Below are 15,481 nucleotides of genomic sequence, written 5' to 3'. Positions count from 1 at the left end.
ATGGACGTAGGAGAGCAGGTCAGGAGAGGCCGGAACCGGCGGCGGGAAGAGCCGGGAAAGGGCCGTCCGTCGTTCGGCGGGCCTGATCCGCGAGGGATAGTAAGGTTCTGAGCCGTGACAGCGCGTATCGAACGAGTCGTTACCTCGGGCCCGGTGGACATCGAGGGCGTCGAGCACAAGGTCGAGAACAACACCTGGATCCTCGGCGACGACGACGAGGTCATCGTCATCGACCCCGCGCGGGACGCCGAGAAGATCCTCGAGAAGGTGGGCGACCGCGAGGTGCTCGCGGTGATCTGCACCCACGGCCTGCCCGACCACGTCGGCGCCGCCATCGAGGTGGCCGCCAGGGACGAGGCCGTGATCGCGGTGCACTCCAAGGACAAGCGCCTGTGGCGCCAGACCTGGGAGGAGACCTGGCCCGACATCGAGATGGAGGACGAGGGGCTGTTCTCCGTCGCCGACGTCGAGCTGGAGGTCCTCGCGACCCCCGGCGTCACCCCGGGCGGCGTCTCCCTCTACTGCGAGGAGCTGGGCGCGGTCTTCACCGGCAAGACGCTGCTGATGGACGGCCCGGGCAAGCTCGGCGGGGAGTACCCCGCGCTCGCCGACCAGCTCACCTCGATCGGCGAGCGGCTGTTCACGCTCCCGCACGAGACCCGGGTCCTGCCCGCACATGGCGAGGAGGGCACGATCGGCGACCTGGAGCCGCAGTTCGACCGGTGGCTGGCCGGGTCCCTCACCGGGACGGAGGAGTCGGAGCCGCCGCCGCTGGTCGACGGCACCGGCGCCTCGGGCATCAGGCTGAGCCTCGACGACGAGTAGGACGATGGAGCAGCTCGGGCTGGAGGGCATGCCGCGGCGGCTCTACACCTGCACGCCGTCACGGCTGAACACCTGGCTCGACTGCCGCCGCCGGTACCGCTTCACCTATCTCGACCGGCCCGCCCCGCCGAAGGGGCCCCCTTGGGCGCACAACAGCGTGGGGGCCTCGGTCCACAACGCCCTGGCCGCCTGGTGGCGTGAGCCGTACGAGCGCCGCACCCCGCTGATGGCGGCCATCCTGCTGACGAACGGCTGGATCCGCGAGGGCTTCCGGGACGACGAGCAGTCGGCCGTCTGGCGCGACCGGGCGCGTGACATGGTGTCCGCGTACTCCGGGACGCTCGACCCCGCCGACGAGCCGGTGGGCGTCGAGCGGGTCGTCGCGACCCGCACGTCGGTCATCTCCGTCTCCGGCCGCGTCGACCGTCTCGACCGGCGAGGCGACGAGCTCGTCGTGGTGGACTACAAGACCGGGCGCCGGCCGCTGACCGGTGACGACGCCCGCTCGTCGATCGCGCTGGCCCTCTACGCCGTCGCCTCGTCGCGGATGATGCACCGGCGCTGCCGCCGGGTCGAGCTGCACCACCTGCCCACCGGGTCGATCGTCGAGTGGGAGCACACCGACGAGTCCCTCGGCCGCCACCTGCGCCGGGCCGAGGAGATCGCCCTGGAGGCCGCCGCGGCCGACGAGGCGTACCGCGCCTGGGCCTCCGCCCACCCGTCCCCCCGCGTCCCCGCCCAGAGACGCGACGGCGGCACGTCCGCGGACACGCGGGGCGCCCCCGCGGCCGGTCCGCCCGGCGCGGGTGCCGAGGAGGGCGGGGACGCGGCGCCGGGCGCGAGGCGCTTACCGCCGGAGATCGAGGCGATCTTCCTGCCCGAGCCCGGGCCCATCTGCTCGTGGTGCGACTACCGGCGCCACTGCCCGGAGGGCCGCGCCGCCTCCCCCGATCGCCTCCCCTGGGACGGCCTCGCCGTCACCGACCCCGTCGAGGACGCCGGGACGGCCTGATCCGGGCGCCTCGACGCCGGTCGAGGACGCCGGGACGGCCTCACCCGGGCGGCCTCACACCGCCAGGCCGCCGGGCTGACGGCGCGGGTCGACCAGGCCTCGCAGGCCCTTGCCCACGTCGTAGCCGGCCGCGGCGAGCCGCTCCCGTGACCCGCGCAGCATGTCCCGGGTGCGCCCGTCCAGCACCCTCTGGTGGACGAAGTCGGGGACCGAGTTCATCGCCAGCCGGAACGCCCGCAGCGCCGCCGTGACCGTGGCCTGCGGCACCTCGGGCAGCACGCCGTACAGGTCGCGCGCCCAGCGGGGCAGCGTGTAGTAGCACAGCGCGCCGAACGGCAGGTACGCCGGCTTCGCGGGCGTCAGGAGGCGCAGCGGCCCCGGCAGGCGCGGCCACAGCAGGAACCGGACGGCCGCGGCGGACTCGGGGATGACCCGCAGCCGGGGGCGCATCTCGTCGAAGTACGCGTCCATCTCGCGCAGCGAGCCGGGCACGTCCTCCTCGTGCAGGCCCACGTATGTCGCGCTGCGCCGCTGCTCCCGCAGGTACTGGTCGGCCAGCGCGTCGCCGATCCCCGCGCCGGCGCGCCTGACCACCTCCAGGTACGACATGACCTCGGCGCAGTGGACCCACAGCAGGAGCTCGGGGTCGTCCACCCGGTGAGTCCTGCCGGTGTCGGGGTCGTGGATGCGCAGCGACCGGTGGATCGCCCGGACCCGCCGGCCGATCTCCTCGGCCTCCTCGGGACTGCCATAGGTGACCCGCCCGACGAAGTCCGCCGTACGGCGGAGCCTCCCGAACGGGTCCTGCTGGAAGGTGGAGTTCTGCCAGACGCCCCGCATCGCCAGCGGATGCAGGGCCTGCAGCATCAGCCCGCGGACACCGCCCACCCACATCGTGCGGTCGATGTGCACCAGCCACGTGGCGGACTCCGGCGGCTGAACGGTGACGCCTTCGATGCCAGGCATAGTAATTGCATCATTACACGCGATGGCGGGGGACGTCCCGGCAGGTTCAGCCGTGCTGGAGCATCCGGCTCTCGGCCGCGTTCCAGAAGCGGGTGAGCGCCGCCGCCGTCGTCTCGGGGGCCTCGACGGCCGGCGAGTGGACCGAGCCGGGGACCACGACGCACTCGGCCTCCAGCCGGTGGGCCATCTCGGCCTGCAGCAGGGGCGGCCAGCCGTCGTCGTGCTCGCCGTACAGGACCATGAGATCCAGCCCGCAGCCGACCAGCTCCGGCACGCGGTCGCGCGCGTTCAGGACCTCCTCGGCCATCGACACCAGCCCGGTCGGGTGGTTGGCCAGCAGCCGCTTGCGCAGGAACGCCACGATGTCGTCCGGCACCCCGGCGCGCAGCGCCTCGGGCTCCAGCCGGTTGGCCCACATGTAGTCGATGCCGTACTCGGGCAGCTCGGCCAGCATGACGCGGCCGGCGCGCTCGCGGGGGCCGATGATCCCCGCGGGCCCAGAGCTCATGAGCGTGAACGAGGCCAGCTTGGCCTGCCCGGCCAGCACGGTCTCCCGGGCGACCAGGCCGCCGAACGAGTGCCCGAGCAGGTGCACGGGCTCGCCCTGCCCCACGGCCGAGGCGATCGCCGCCACGTCCGCGCCCAGGGCCTCACAGCTGTACGCCTTGGGGTCGTCCGGGCCGGGGGTCTCGAACTGCCCGCGCAGGTCGACCGCGACGACCTTGCGCCCGGCCTGGGCCAGGGTCTGCAGGACCGCGAGGAAGTCCTCCTTGCTGCCCGTGAAACCGGGGACGAGCACGGCCGGCCAGCGCTCGGTGACCCCGCTGCCGGGCAGCGCCTCCAGGGCGGCGAACGACCCCACCGGAGTCTCGATCTGCTGGGCGGTCACACCCGGGGGGAGGGTCAGGAATCGCGGCGTACTCACGAGGCCTCCTCCACCTCATCCGGAACACCCGGGACGGGTGGACGACCGTACGGGTCCGCCGCCCCGGACCGTCTGCTGTGCACGCAGGCTCGCTCGCTCACGTGGCATCACGATACCCAGCGCGAACGATCTCGACACCGCCGAACGGCCTATGCGGGTTTCGCATGGTCATTGCGCATGCCTCCTGTCCAGGTCATACCCACTGCGGGGGTGGCGTTTCCCGGCGTCGCGGCCGGGCGGAAGACTGGGGAGGCGCCGGGGCGGCCGGGCCGAAGACTGGGGAGGCGCCGGGGCGGCCGGGTGTAAGCCTGTTGAGGCGCCGGGGCGACCGGGCGGCAGCGCTCGGAGAGCGCCGGCCCTGACGGCCCGGCGCTCTCCGGTCTGCCTGATCACACCCATGGGACGAGCCGTGCCCGTTCCGGCCCTCACCCCGTCCTGCGAGGCCTCGGCCGCCCGGGGCGGCGCCGCTGCTGGGCGCGCTCGGTGGCGGCGGACGGCGCGATGTCGTCGTCGTCCGTCGCCAGGTCGGGCGACCTGAACACGATGCTGAACGGGCTGGCCGGGATGATCCGCTCCGGCTCGGACCCGGAGGCCCGCGCCGCGGGCACGTCCGCCTGCGGAGGAGCGTCCTCGGCGAACGGGTCCGCGTGGGGCGCCGGGGTCTCGGCGACCGAGGCCCGCCTCCTGCCGCGGACGGGCGTCTCCGCCTCCGGAAGGTCGTCGCCGGTGGCCCGGGTCCGGCGGCGCGCCGGCGGGGTGGTGACGTCCTCGGTGCCGGTCTCGGTCAGGGTCCTGCGCCGGGTCGGGGTCTCGGTCTCCGGGGCGAGCAGGTCGCCGATCTCGGCCGGGGCCTCGGTCTCGGCGGCGGCGCCCCTGCGCCTGCGCCTGGTGGGCGTCTCCGCCTCCGGAAGGTCGTCACCGCTGGCCCGGGTCCGGCGGCGCGCCGGCGGGGTGGTGACGTCCTCGGTGCCGGTCTCGGTCAGGGTCCGGGTCCTGCGCCGGGTCGGGGTCTCGGCCTCGGGGGCGAGCAGGTCGCCGATCTCGGCCGGGGCCTCGGTCTCGGCGGCGGCGCCCCTGCGCCTGCGCCGGGCCGGGGTCTCGGCCTCGGTCTCGGGAGCGAGGAGGTCGCCCTGGTCGGCGGCCCGGGAGCGGCGGCGGGCGGGCGCGGCCGTCTCGGGCTCCTGGTCGGCCGGGGCGGCACCCGCGTCGGGCCGGGAGGCGGGGGTCTCGGCCAGCACTCCGCTCAGAGCGGCCGTGTTGGCCCCCCGGCGGCCCCGGCGGGACGACGCCGCCTCGACGGTCGCGGTCTCGACCGGCGACTCCACCCGCGACGCGGCCGGCGACGCGGCCGGCGACTCGACCGGCACGGCCTCGTCGATCGGCGTCTCCGCGCCGGTCGTCCCGGTCGTCTCGGCCGTCTCCGCGGAGCGGCCGCCGCGGGTGCGCCTGCGCTCGCGGGTGCGGGCCGGGCGCTCGCGGCGCTCCTCCTTGTCGCGGCGCTCCTCGCGGTCGCCGCCTCCGGACCGGCCGCGGGAACGGACCCGCCCGGTCTCGCCCAGGTCCTCCAGCGCCTCGGCGTCCAGGCCGGCCCGGGAGCGCTGGGCGCGCGGCAGCACGCCCTTGGTGCCCTCGGGGATGCCCAGGTCCGAGTAGAGGTGGGGCGAGCTCGAGTAGGTCTCCGCCGGGTCGGGGAAGTCCAGGCCGAGGGCGTTGTTGATGACCTTCCAGCGGGTCAGCTCGGTCCACTCGACGAAGGTCACGGCGACGCCGGTGCGCCCGGCCCGGCCGGTGCGGCCGATGCGGTGCACGTAGGCCTTCTCGTCCTGGGGGCAGTCGTAGTTGACCACGTGGGTGACGTCGTCGACGTCGATGCCGCGCGCGGCCACGTCGGTGGCCACGAGCACGTTGATCTTGCCGTTGCGGAAGGCGCGCAGCGCCTGCTCCCGCTGGCCCTGACCGAGGTCGCCGTGGACGGCGGCCACCGCGAAGCCGCGGTCGCGCAGCTGCTCGGCGACCATGTCGCAGGCTCGCTTGGTCTCGCAGAACACCATCGAGAGCCCGCTGCCGCTGCTCTGGAGCAGCCGGGCCAGGATCTCGATCTTGTCCATGCGGTGGGTGCGGTAGACGTGCTGCGTCGTCAGCGTCGTCGTCTCGGCCTCGGCGTCGCCGTGCTCGGCCCGCACATGGATGGGCCGGGTGAGGTAGCGGCGCGAGAGGGCGACGATCTCGCCGGGCATGGTGGCGGAGAACAGCATCGTCTGCCGCTCGGCGGGGACGAGCTTGATGATCCGCTCGATGTCGGGAAGGAACCCGAGGTCGAGCATGCGGTCGGCCTCGTCGAGGACGAGCATGCTCACCTGGCTGAGATCGAGGTGCTTCTGCTTGACGAGGTCGAGCAGTCGTCCCGGCGTGCCGACGATCACGTCGACGCCGTTCTTGAGGGCCTCGATCTGGGGCTCGTACGCCCGGCCGCCGTAGACGGTCAGAATGCGGGAGCCCAGCTTCCCTCCGGCGAGAACCAGGTCCTCGGTCACCTGGATGGCGAGCTCACGGGTCGGGACGAGGACGAGCCCGCGCGGCTTCTTGCGGTTCTTCCTCGGCTTGCCGACGAGCTGCAGCATGGCGACGCCGAAGGCGTACGTCTTGCCCGTGCCCGTGCGCGCCTGGCCGATGACGTCCTGGCCGGACAGCGCCAGCGGGAGCGCCATCTCCTGAATAGGGAATGGTGAAGTGATGCCCTCGGTCTCGAGGGCATCGGCGATCTCTGGGATCACACCCAGGTCTCGGAACGTCGTTGTCAGCGTGGCCTGCCTCAATCAGTACGCGAAGACGGGCCTTCCGGGACATCCGTCCGGCAGATCTTCCCCGGTCCGGGTCCTCGCGGACAGTCGCGCCCTCGTCGTGATCAGCGACCGCGGGATCCAGCTTCACTGGGGGCCCGAGGCCGACGGGCCCCGGATCATCGTCGTGCGGTCGCACTTCCACGAAGCAGTCTACTCGATACCACAACCGAGAACCGATTTCTGCGACTTACCGCTAAAAGTCCGTGCCGTGTCGCCTCTCCGCCGCACGTCCGCGAGCCCGTGAGGAGCCGCACGGACGCCCGGGGCGCGGACACGTACGCTGCACCCATGACTGATTCACCTCCAGGGATTGTGGACCTGCTCGGCGTGCTGGCCTACGCCGAGCTCACCGCGTTCCTCCGGCTGGCGGAGGACGCCGCTCTGCTGGCCCCGACCCTGAACGACAGGGCGGCGCTGGGGGACGTCGCCGCCACCGAGTACGGCCACTTCCGCGTGCTCAGGGACCGGCTCTCGTCGATGGGCGTGGACCCGGAGGAGGCCATGGCGCCGTTCGTGGACGCGATCGACGCCTGGCACGCGCAGACCAAGCCGCGCGATTGGCACGAGGCGCTGGTCAAGGCGTACGTCGGGACGGGCATCGCCGGGGACTTCTACCGGGAGGCGGCCCGGCACACCGATCCGTCGATCCGCGGCCTGGTGGACGAGGTGCTGGCCGACGAGAGCCGGTCGGAGTTCGCCGTCGAGCGCGTGCGGACGGCGCTCGACGCCGACCCCCGGCTGTGCGGGCGGCTGGCGCTGTGGGCCCGCCGCATGGTCGGGGAGGCGCTGAGCCAGGGGCAGCGGCTGGCCGCGGCCCGTCCCGAGCTCGCCGGGCTGCTCGTCGGGGAGGAGGGCGAGGACCTCGCGGAGATCGGGCGGCTGTTCGCCAAGCTCACCGAGGAGCACGGCAAGCGGATGGCGGCCCTCGGCCTCACCCCCGGCCCCTGAGCCGGCGCGCCGCCGGGAGCCCGCGCCGGTCGCCGCGGGCAAGCCGGTCTGCTGATCGAGCGGCGTGAGGGTGCCAAACGGTTGTACCGTGCGAGATATGAGGGCCTCGCGCCGCTACGGCAGTTCCTTGACGAGATGTGGGCCGAATCGCTGGACTTCGCGCGCAGTGCTGCGAAGGGGGAGCGCGGACTGCCCGACCACAAGCAGAAGGCGGGATGAGCCCCACCGGGTCAGCCGGGCGCGGCGCCCCCGCGGATGCGGGTACGGCTGCCGCGACATCTGAACCGCTCTCGGTCTGCCCTTGGATCTCCGGTTGTGCGGCCGGCATGGGGCTGCCGGCCGCCGGACACCGGAGGGACGCCGTTTCTCGCTGCCCTGACGCGGAGCGGCGCCGGAGAGTTCGAGCGGCGCCGCCGGACGTCGGAGCCCCGTGTCACGAGCGGTACAGCCGGCGCGGCGTAGCGCGGCGTGGTCGGCGTGTCGCGAGCGGCACGGCCGGCACGGCGTAGCGCGGGCTTGGCCGGCGTGTCACGAGCGGCGTAGCCGGCGCGGCGTAGCGCGTCGGGAGCGGTTTGGCCGCCGTGGCGGGAGCGGCGTGCCCGGGACCGCGGGCCGCCCGGCCTCGGCCGAGGCCGCCCCGGGCCGTTCCCGCCGCGTCCAGGTGGGGAGGGCGGTCCCGCGTGCGCTCAGCCGGGAGGGGTCGCGCGGGTGTTCATCCCGGGAGCGGGTGTCCCCGCCCGGGATCAACAGGATGCGGGTGTCCCTCCCGTGATCAGAGGGTGCCGCCGAAACCGACGGGACGGGTCTCGTCCTCGCCGATCTCCACGAATCCGAGCGAGGCGACGGGGACGACGACGCGGCGGCCGCTGGTGTCGGTGAGCGAGAAGACGCCCTTGTCGGACGCGAGCGCCTTGCGGAGCTCCTCCTCGATCTCCTCGGCCGACAGGTCGGTGTCCACCACGAGCTCACGGTGCACGGACTGCACACCGATCTTGATTTCCATCGGGCTCCCCTTTCAGGAGGGCTGGTCCCTACCCATCGTCGCCGCCCGGCGGGCGGGGAGCGCCACGTGATCGCGTCAAGCGAACAGAAATCCTCGTCAGCCCGTACGGGGGAAGCCGCTGATGCCGCGCCAGGCGAGACGGGCCATGAGCTGGGTCGCCGCCTCCTTGGGGATGGAGCCGTGGCTGGTGAGCCAGTAGCGGGCGCTCACCTCGGCCATGCCGACCAGCCCCACGCCCAGCAGGTGGGCCTCGTCGCTGGAGCAGCCGGTGTCCTCCTGGATCACCTGGCTGATCGCCTCGGCGCTCTCGCGGAGCGACCGCTCCATCCGCTGCCGCACGGGGGCGACGTTGCGCAGGTCGGACTCGAAGACCAGCCGGAACGCCTCACCCTGGCTGGAGACGAAGTCGAAGAACGCGCCGATGGCCGCCTGCACCCGCTGCTTGTTGTCGGTGGTGGACGCGAGGGCCTGCCGGCAGCGGCTCACCATGTCGTCGACGTGCAGGTCGAGCAGCGCGAGGTAGAGCTCCAGCTTGCCCGGAAAGTGCTGGTAGAGCACGGGCTTGCTCACACCGGCCCGCTCGGCGATCTCGTCCATCGCGGCCGCGTGGTAGCCGTTCTCCACGAAGACTTCTTGCGCCGCGCTCAGAAGCTGGCGGCGGCGGGCCATCCGGGGTAGCCGGGTGCCCCGGGGTTTGGCGTCCGGGGTAGCGGTCACGGCAGTCTCCTTGCAAGGATGCGCGTCGGGGGCTCCCGCCCCGGGGCCTCATCCTACGTGTCGGTAAAGCAGGTCAGCGATAGTCCTCGTCTTCGCCGAGGTCAACCGTGCGCTCCTGTTCCGCGACGTCGGCCGGGTCGGCGTCGAACGGGATCCGTTCCGGCCAGCGGGCGTCCTCCGCGATCCTCACCAGCTGGCGCTGCTCGACCGCGTCGGCCTCGGGGGCCTCGATCGAGATCTCCTCGACGACGTCGTCGAGGGGGTCCATCTCGGACATCTGGCCATCCTCCCGTTCGAAGGTCTGCTGCGACAGGTCCACCCTACGGCCCGGTCGGCGCGGGACCTACGCGCCGACCGGCGAGAAGAGGTCGCCGTGTTCCGCGACGCGCTCCAGCACGTCGTCGGCGGTGAACACGAGCCTGTCGGGGCTGTCGCAGTCCTCCACCTCCTCCCACAGCAGCGGCGTCGAGACGGTCGGCACGCGGTTGGCGCGCAGCGAGTACGGCGCGATTGTGGTCTTGGCCGGGTTGTTCTGGCTCCAGTCGATGAAGACCTTGCCGGGCCTGGCCTTCTTCGCCATCACGCTCGTGACGAACGGGTGCTCCGACTCCATCCGCCGGGCCAGGGCCTTGGCGTAGTCGGAGGTGGCGGCGTCCCGGTCCCACGGCACGTACAGCTGCATGCCCTTGTTGCCGCTGGTCTTGGGGAAGCTCTCCAGCCCGTCGTCCTTGAGCGCCTCGCGCAGCAGGAGGGCGACGCGGCAGCATTCGACGATCGTGGCCGGCGCGCCGGGGTCGAGGTCGAAGACCAGCGTGTCGGGCGGGACCGGCTTCCCGTCCTCGCCGACCCGCCACATGGGCACGTGGATCTCCAGCGCGGCCAGGTTGGCGTAGTAGACCAGCGTCGGCAGGTCGTCGACCACGGCGAAGTCGATCTCCTCGCGGTTCTTGGTGCTGCCCGGCGCGGGGAGCCGGACCGCGCGGACCCACTCGGGGGTGTGGGCCGGGATGTTCTTCTCGAAGAAGAACTGACCGTCCACGCCGTCCGGGTAGCGCTTCACCGTGAGCGGCCGCCCTCGAAGGTGGGGGAGCAGGACCGGAGAGATCCGCGTGTAGTAGTCGATGACCTCGGCCTTCGTGTAGGCGGCGTCGGGGTAGAGCACCTTGTCGAGGTTGGTCAACGCCAGTTGCCTGCTGCCGACCTTCACCCGCACCTTGCTCGTCATCGCCCCTCCTCTCGCCGTACCTCCGCGGGCATCTTGTCCGCCCGCACGCCCCGCCACACAGGGTTGCGCAGGCGCCCGTCGCGGGTCCACATCGTGAAGGCGACCTCCCCCACGATCTCCGGGCGCACCCACCGGGCGTCCTTGCCGACCGCCCGCGGAAGCTCGTCAGAGAAGGCGCTCTGCCCGATCTCGAGCGGTTCAAGCAGGCGGAGGGTGTCGTCCAGCATGGCGTCGGTGAACCCGGTGCCCACGTGCCCCACGAAGAGGAACCCGCCGAGGGGCGGTCCGGAGAGGGGCGGCCCGGTGTACATGCCGACCAGGAGTGAGCCGACGCCGCCCGCCCGGCGTCCCTTCCCGGGCTTCCAGCCGCCGACCACCACCTCGGCCGTCCGCAGGTTCTTGACCTTGACCCACCACTCGGAGCGCCGTCCCGGCCGGTACGGCGAGTCGAGGCGCTTGGCCACCACCCCCTCCAGCCCCTGCATCCGGGTCGCCTCCAGCACCTCGGGCTCACACGGGAAGTTCGGCGGCACCGCGAGACCGAGCGAGTCGAGCAGCGCCCTCCGCTCGCCGTACGGCACGTCGAACAGCGTCCGCCCGTCGAGGTGGAGCAGGTCGAACGGCATGTACGTGACCGGGAAGTGGTCGAGCAGCCGCGAGCCCGCCGGGTCGGTGTTGTGCATCCGGCGCTGCAGGCGGGCGAAGCTGGGCCGCCCCTGGGGATCGAAGGCCACCACCTCCCCGTCGATGACCGCCCTGCGGCCGGCCAGCGGGCCCGCGAGGGCGCCGATCTCCGGGTAGCGCGCGGTGAAGTCCGCGCCGTGGCGTCCCGTCACCCGGACACCCCGGTCGACGTACGCGATCGCGCGGATGCCGTCCCATTTCACCTCCAGGGCGTACGCGTCGCGCGCCTGGGGGAGCTCGCCGGGGATCGCGAGCATGGGTTCAACCGGGTACGGCACCGCCATAAGTGGGTACCTGCCCATGAGGTAAGTCCCTTGAATCCCACTATAGCCGCATTCGAACAAAGAGACGAGAATGTAGTTATGCGCAGCATCTGGAAAGGCGCGATCTCGTTCGGTCTGGTCACGATCCCGGTGAAGCTCTACTCGGCGACCGAGCAGAAGGACGTCTCGTTCCACCAGATGCACCGGGAGGACGGCGGCCGGATCAAGTACAAGAGGGTCTGCACGGTCGACGGCGAAGAGGTGCCGTACTCCGACATCGCGAAGGGGTATGAGCTGGCGACCGGCGAGATCGTGGTGCTGACCGACGAGGACTTCGCCGACCTGCCTCTCAGCACGTCCCGGCGGATCGACGTGCTGCAGTTCACCCCCGTGGAGCAGATCGACCCCATCTACTTCGCCAAGTCGTACTATCTGGAGCCCGACGGCCAGGGGGCCAAGCCGTACGTGCTGCTGCGGGACGCCCTGGAGCGCTCGGGCCAGGTCGCGATCGTGAAGGTGGCGCTGCGCCAGCGCGAGTCGCTGGCTACGCTGCGCGTGCGCGACGGCGTGTTCGTGCTGGAGACGATGCTCTGGCCGGACGAGGTGCGTGAGGCGGAGTTCCCGTTCCTGGAGGAGGACGTCGACGTCCGGCCGCAGGAGCTGAAGATGGCCGAGTCGCTGATCGACACGATGGTCGCCGACTTCGACCCCGCCGAGTACAAGGACGCCTACCGCGAGGCGCTGCAGGAGGTCATCGAGGCCAAGGTGGCCGGCCGGGAGGTCGTCGCCGCCGAGGCCCCGGCCGAGCAGGGGCCCGCGGTGGACCTCATGGCGGCGCTGCGCGCGAGCGTCGAGGCCGCCAAGCGGGAGCGCGAGGGGGCGGGCGCGGGCCGGGCGTCCGGCGCGGCCGGCGCGAAGAAGAAGGCCCCGGCCAAGCGCGCGGCCGAGGCGTCGGAGGAGAAGCCGGCGGCCAGGAAGGCGGCCGCGAACGGCGCGGACGAGGACGAGAAGGCGCCCGCTCGCAAGCGCAAGACCCGCCGCTCCGCCTGATCGTCCGCAGCGCGCGGTGTGCGCGTGCCCTCGCGGGTTCCACACGTCGAGAAGCTCCGGCGGACGGTGTCCGCCGGAGCTCCGTTCTCCTCCGTGGTCTCCGCGCCCCGGAGTGCGGTTCCTGTTCCGGAGAGCGTCACGAGGCCGGCCGGGTGTCCCGGTGTCCCCCTACCCCCGGCCGCCGTCACCGACGGCGGTCGAGGCGCACCGGGCCCCACGGTCTCCACACTCCCCGGCCGGTGGCGCGGAGGTCATCGCGGCCTGCTCCGTCAGTCGGCGTCGTTGTCGATGTCGACGATCGTGTCGCCCGTCGAGCGGTTGCCGCTGCGGACGCCGACAAGGGCGGCCTGCACGGTCTTGCGGAACCGCCGCTCACTGCGGAAGCGGTCGAACCGGTGGCAGCGACGCCAGGCACCGCCGTGACCGTTGCCCCAGCACGAGGCGACCGTGGCAGTGGTGGCGCTCGCGGCGCTCGCACCGGTGGCGGCGCTCAGGGCGACAGCCCCGCCGGTCAGGGCCGTGCTGATGGCCAGGCCCGCGATGACGTTCCGGAAAGTGGGCATTGCGTGTCCTCCTTGAAAGGATCGATTGCCCGACATGACATTTCCCAATTGAGCAGAAATGTCACTGATAGCCCTTAATGAGCTATCTCTCCCGCGATGTCTTGATTGCCGGATTCGCTGGGCGACAAACGGGACGAATCGCCCCTTTAGGGGTTGTTGTCCGTTTGTGGTGGGATCCGAGAGGAGAAATGCGACGTTTGTACCGTTATGTCCGGTTTGGTGTCGCGACACGAGCCTCGGAGGCCTGGTGGCCGAACGCCCAACCTACCGGCATCGGACCGTCCGACGCCCTGGAAACGGCCTGGAGAGTCTTCATCCGCATGCGTCGCCGCCCTGCTCCAAGGGCCTACGCCGCCGTGGAGAGTCGACGGATGCCGGGGGTGGCCACCGAGACGCGGGATGAACGGTCGATCGGAGCGACCCGCTGGAAACGGACGGTGGGGAGGCTTCGGCGGGCGCCTGGGCGCCTGGGCGGGTGCGCGATCTGGGGAGGTGCGCATGGCGGCCCGTCAGGGCGGCGGGAGTAGCAGGAGGCGGAACGGCGGGGCGGGGTGGCGGAGGCGGACGGCGGGGTGCGGCGCTGTCTATCGGGGTGGCGGAGGCGGACGGCGGGCTGTGGCACGGGCTATCGGGGCGCCGGCGGGTGGCGGGCTGTCTGGGTCGTAGGTCGCGGCGGAGCGGACAAGCCAGGGCCCCGGTGGAAGAGCTTCCACCGGGGCCCCTGCCTATGTGCCCTGTACGAATGTCCGTCCCGACTGGGAGGGGGTGTGGAGGGGCCGGTGCTCCCGGTTCCCCGTCACCGCCTCGTCAACGGCGCCGGGTCCCCGCGAAGCGCGGTCCCTCTCGCCTCCCAGCCGGTCTGCGCATGGCTACGGCTCATTCACGAAGGCCGTCAGGCCACTGGTTCAGTTGCAGCCGTTGCCGCAGTCGTTGTTGTTGTTGTTGAACCAGTTGCAGTCGTTGTTGTTGAAGCAGTCGTTGTTGTTGAACCAGCAGTTGTTGTTCCAGCAGTCGTTCCGACTGGTCTTGTCCTGGAAGCCGATGCAGACATCCTTGGTCGCGATGGCGAAGGACGAGTTGTCGTCACGGCAGCTGTTCCAGCAGTTGTTGTTCCACCAGCAGTTGTTGTTGTTCCAGCAGTCGTTGTTGTTGTTCCAACAGTTGTTGTTGTTGTTATTGTTCCAACACGGGCTGCTGCAGTTGCCCGTGGGGATCGTGCTGGCACTGGCCGCGGAGGCGCCGAGAGTCATGGCGCCACCAACGATGGCGGTGCTGAGGGCGAGACCGGCGAAGACCTTCTTGAACATGGGTACTGCCTTTCTGTGAAAGGTGGTACTGCCACTGAATTCTTGACATTCCAGAAGAATGTCGAGAGAGAGGTACTACGACGGGCCGTCAGGCCAGTTGACTGCTTTGCTTAACTGCTATGCTGAACCGCTTTCCTGGACTGCTTTTTCCGAACTGCTACTTACTTGTGCTCGACTTCCTTCTCCTTGTCGAACTGGCGGTCGTTGTTCCGGTCGTCCCGGTTCCACCACCGGTCGTCACGGTTGTTCTGGTTGTCGTTCCGGTTCCACCAGTTCTGGTTGTTCCAGAAGTCGTCCTTGTCGGTCTTGTCCTGGAAGCCGACGGCCACGTCCTTGGCGGCGATGCCGAAGGCCGAGTGGTCGGTCTTGTCGAACTTCCAGTTGTTCTGGCCCCACCAGTTGTTGTTGTCGCGCAGCCAGTTGCGGTCGTTGTTCCACCAGTCGTTGTTGTCGCGGTCGGACTGGTTGTCGGCGCGGACGTCCCGCTCGGTGTTCTTGTCGTCCTTGGTGCCTGCGCTGGCCGCGGTGGCACCGACGGCGAGAGCGCCGCCCGCAAGCACGGTGCCGAGTGCGACGCTGGCGAGGACCTTCGTGAACATGGGCATTGAGTTTCCCCCCAAGTTTCTGCCCCGAATTCCCTAACATTTCTCCGAACTACCGAGAAATGTAGTCATGGCCCTCTAATGGACCATGTTCCTGCGCTGTCTTGATTTCCGGGGCCGTCTGGCTACAAACGAGGATCACAGGCTTTTGATCGCTTATTATCGCTTTATGGGAAGCCTTAGACAGTTAATGACTGCTTTGTAGCGGTATGTCCGTTTTTCCGAGTTGGGACGAAGCTCGCATGCCGTATACGGCGGGTGTATCTGGGTCCCCGTCCGCCGGCCTCCGGCCGCGTAGGGCGGTCGCAAAGACGGCCCTGTCCGCCTGCTGTCGCCAGTACGGGGCCGAGAACGGGCCGGCGGACAACTCGGCCGCGAAACGGCGGCGGAAACGCGCGTGCGGGACGTGAAAAGCCGGTCGCGTGAAGCGCCCGGTGGCGGAACAGGGCTTCGGCCGGAGGCGGAAGCCGCGACGGGATCGCGCCCGCCTCTGCCCGAGACCCGGCGGGAATGCTCCGCCGGGCATCCAGCCGAGACGACGGGGAAAC

Annotated in this window: 15 protein-coding genes; 4 read left to right on the top strand and 11 right to left on the bottom strand. The window is 71.1% G+C overall.

What is annotated here, in order from left to right:
* Positions 1-114 precede the first annotated feature (114 nt).
* A complete protein-coding gene (locus MPTA5024_RS34830; RefSeq protein WP_036332247.1) occupies positions 115-825 on the top strand; it encodes an MBL fold metallo-hydrolase in 711 nt (236 codons plus the stop codon).
* Positions 826-829: 4 nt separating this feature from the next.
* Positions 830-1,837: a RecB family exonuclease gene (locus MPTA5024_RS34825; RefSeq protein WP_036332246.1), complete on the top strand. Its 1,008-nt coding sequence runs from the start codon at positions 830-832 to the stop codon at positions 1,835-1,837.
* Positions 1,838-1,891: 54 nt separating this feature from the next.
* Here MPTA5024_RS34825 and MPTA5024_RS34820 read toward each other — a convergent pair whose 3' ends face one another.
* The 3 genes from MPTA5024_RS34820 to MPTA5024_RS44045 all read right to left on the bottom strand — a co-directional run bounded on the left by MPTA5024_RS34820 (position 1,892) and on the right by MPTA5024_RS44045 (position 6,436).
* Complete coding sequence (locus MPTA5024_RS34820; protein ID WP_036332245.1) at positions 1,892-2,803, bottom strand: oxygenase MpaB family protein; 912 nt, start codon at positions 2,801-2,803, stop codon at positions 1,892-1,894.
* A 46-nt stretch (positions 2,804-2,849) separates the two neighbouring features.
* On the bottom strand, positions 2,850-3,728 hold the full coding sequence (locus MPTA5024_RS34815) for an alpha/beta fold hydrolase (protein ID WP_036332244.1): 879 nt from the start codon (positions 3,726-3,728) through the stop codon (positions 2,850-2,852).
* 425 nt (positions 3,729-4,153) lie between these two features.
* A complete protein-coding gene (locus tag MPTA5024_RS44045) occupies positions 4,154-6,436 on the bottom strand; it encodes a DEAD/DEAH box helicase (protein WP_442922113.1) in 2,283 nt (760 codons plus the stop codon).
* Between the two features lie 423 nt (positions 6,437-6,859).
* On the opposite strand from MPTA5024_RS44045, the gene MPTA5024_RS34805 reads away from it, so the two are divergent.
* On the top strand, positions 6,860-7,519 hold the full coding sequence (locus MPTA5024_RS34805; RefSeq protein WP_036332243.1) for a ferritin-like fold-containing protein: 660 nt from the start codon (positions 6,860-6,862) through the stop codon (positions 7,517-7,519).
* Between the two features lie 772 nt (positions 7,520-8,291).
* Here MPTA5024_RS34805 and MPTA5024_RS34800 read toward each other — a convergent pair.
* The 5 genes from MPTA5024_RS34800 to ligD (MPTA5024_RS34780) all read right to left on the bottom strand — a co-directional run bounded on the left by MPTA5024_RS34800 (position 8,292) and on the right by ligD (MPTA5024_RS34780) (position 11,450).
* Positions 8,292-8,522: a DUF3107 domain-containing protein gene (locus MPTA5024_RS34800; protein WP_036332242.1), complete on the bottom strand. Its 231-nt coding sequence runs from the start codon at positions 8,520-8,522 to the stop codon at positions 8,292-8,294.
* A 96-nt stretch (positions 8,523-8,618) separates the two neighbouring features.
* Positions 8,619-9,239 (bottom strand): TetR/AcrR family transcriptional regulator, encoded by a 621-nt coding sequence (locus tag MPTA5024_RS34795; protein ID WP_036332241.1) that lies wholly within the window; start codon positions 9,237-9,239, stop codon positions 8,619-8,621.
* A gap of 73 nt (positions 9,240-9,312) precedes the next feature.
* Positions 9,313-9,516, bottom strand: a complete 204-nt coding sequence (locus MPTA5024_RS34790; RefSeq protein WP_036332240.1) for a hypothetical protein — start codon at positions 9,514-9,516, stop codon at positions 9,313-9,315.
* Between the two features lie 66 nt (positions 9,517-9,582).
* A complete protein-coding gene (ligD, locus tag MPTA5024_RS34785) occupies positions 9,583-10,464 on the bottom strand; it encodes a non-homologous end-joining DNA ligase (RefSeq protein WP_036332239.1) in 882 nt (293 codons plus the stop codon).
* Positions 10,461-11,450, bottom strand: coding sequence for a non-homologous end-joining DNA ligase (gene ligD, locus MPTA5024_RS34780; protein ID WP_063794840.1), 990 nt, complete (start codon positions 11,448-11,450; stop codon positions 10,461-10,463). Before ligD (MPTA5024_RS34780) ends, ligD (MPTA5024_RS34785) begins: the two co-directional genes overlap by 4 nt.
* A 60-nt stretch (positions 11,451-11,510) precedes the next feature.
* Between ligD (MPTA5024_RS34780) and ku the strand changes: the two genes are divergently transcribed.
* Complete coding sequence (gene ku, locus MPTA5024_RS34775; protein WP_036332237.1) at positions 11,511-12,461, top strand: non-homologous end joining protein Ku; 951 nt, start codon at positions 11,511-11,513, stop codon at positions 12,459-12,461.
* Between the two features lie 269 nt (positions 12,462-12,730).
* On the opposite strand, the gene MPTA5024_RS34770 is transcribed toward ku, so the two are convergent.
* The 3 genes from MPTA5024_RS34770 to MPTA5024_RS34760 form a co-directional block, all read right to left on the bottom strand.
* The gene (locus MPTA5024_RS34770; protein WP_036332236.1) at positions 12,731-13,024 is read right to left on the bottom strand and encodes a hypothetical protein; all 294 of its coding nucleotides are present in this window, start codon (positions 13,022-13,024) and stop codon (positions 12,731-12,733) included.
* Between the two features lie 905 nt (positions 13,025-13,929).
* Positions 13,930-14,274 (bottom strand): hypothetical protein, encoded by a 345-nt coding sequence (locus tag MPTA5024_RS41575; RefSeq protein ID WP_157099892.1) that lies wholly within the window; start codon positions 14,272-14,274, stop codon positions 13,930-13,932.
* A 218-nt stretch (positions 14,275-14,492) separates the two neighbouring features.
* Positions 14,493-14,930 carry a hypothetical protein gene (locus MPTA5024_RS34760; protein ID WP_036332234.1) on the bottom strand — a complete coding sequence of 146 codons (438 nt, stop codon included), beginning with the start codon at positions 14,928-14,930 and terminating at the stop codon, positions 14,493-14,495.
* Positions 14,931-15,481 lie beyond the last annotated feature (551 nt).

This window comes from Microbispora sp. ATCC PTA-5024, assembly GCF_000511135.2.
GTDB classification, from domain to species: Bacteria; Actinomycetota; Actinomycetes; order Streptosporangiales; family Streptosporangiaceae; genus Microbispora; species Microbispora corallina.
The sequence above is the reverse complement of the archived record's forward strand: the minus strand, read 5'-3'. Positions and strand labels throughout refer to the sequence as shown.

Excerpts from the sequence above, each read along its gene's own strand:
- MPTA5024_RS34825 (WP_036332246.1), top strand. The coding sequence starts at position 830 with ATGGAGCAGCTCGGGCTGGAGGGCATGCCGCGGCGGCTCTACACCTGC.
- MPTA5024_RS34820 (WP_036332245.1), bottom strand. The coding sequence starts at position 2,803 with ATGCCTGGCATCGAAGGCGTCACCGTTCAGCCGCCGGAGTCCGCCACG.
- MPTA5024_RS44045 (WP_442922113.1), bottom strand. The coding sequence starts at position 6,436 with ATGGCGCTCCCGCTGGCGCTGTCCGGCCAGGACGTCATCGGCCAGGCG.
- MPTA5024_RS34805 (WP_036332243.1), top strand. The coding sequence starts at position 6,860 with ATGACTGATTCACCTCCAGGGATTGTGGACCTGCTCGGCGTGCTGGCC.
- MPTA5024_RS34800 (WP_036332242.1), bottom strand. The coding sequence starts at position 8,522 with ATGGAAATCAAGATCGGTGTGCAGTCCGTGCACCGTGAGCTCGTGGTG.
- MPTA5024_RS34790 (WP_036332240.1), bottom strand. The coding sequence starts at position 9,516 with ATGTCCGAGATGGACCCCCTCGACGACGTCGTCGAGGAGATCTCGATC.
- ligD (WP_036332239.1), bottom strand. The coding sequence starts at position 10,464 with ATGACGAGCAAGGTGCGGGTGAAGGTCGGCAGCAGGCAACTGGCGTTG.
- ligD (WP_063794840.1), bottom strand. The coding sequence starts at position 11,450 with ATGGGCAGGTACCCACTTATGGCGGTGCCGTACCCGGTTGAACCCATG.
- ku (WP_036332237.1), top strand. The coding sequence starts at position 11,511 with ATGCGCAGCATCTGGAAAGGCGCGATCTCGTTCGGTCTGGTCACGATC.
- MPTA5024_RS34770 (WP_036332236.1), bottom strand. The coding sequence starts at position 13,024 with ATGCCCACTTTCCGGAACGTCATCGCGGGCCTGGCCATCAGCACGGCC.
- MPTA5024_RS41575 (WP_157099892.1), bottom strand. The coding sequence starts at position 14,274 with ATGACTCTCGGCGCCTCCGCGGCCAGTGCCAGCACGATCCCCACGGGC.
- MPTA5024_RS34760 (WP_036332234.1), bottom strand. The coding sequence starts at position 14,930 with ATGTTCACGAAGGTCCTCGCCAGCGTCGCACTCGGCACCGTGCTTGCG.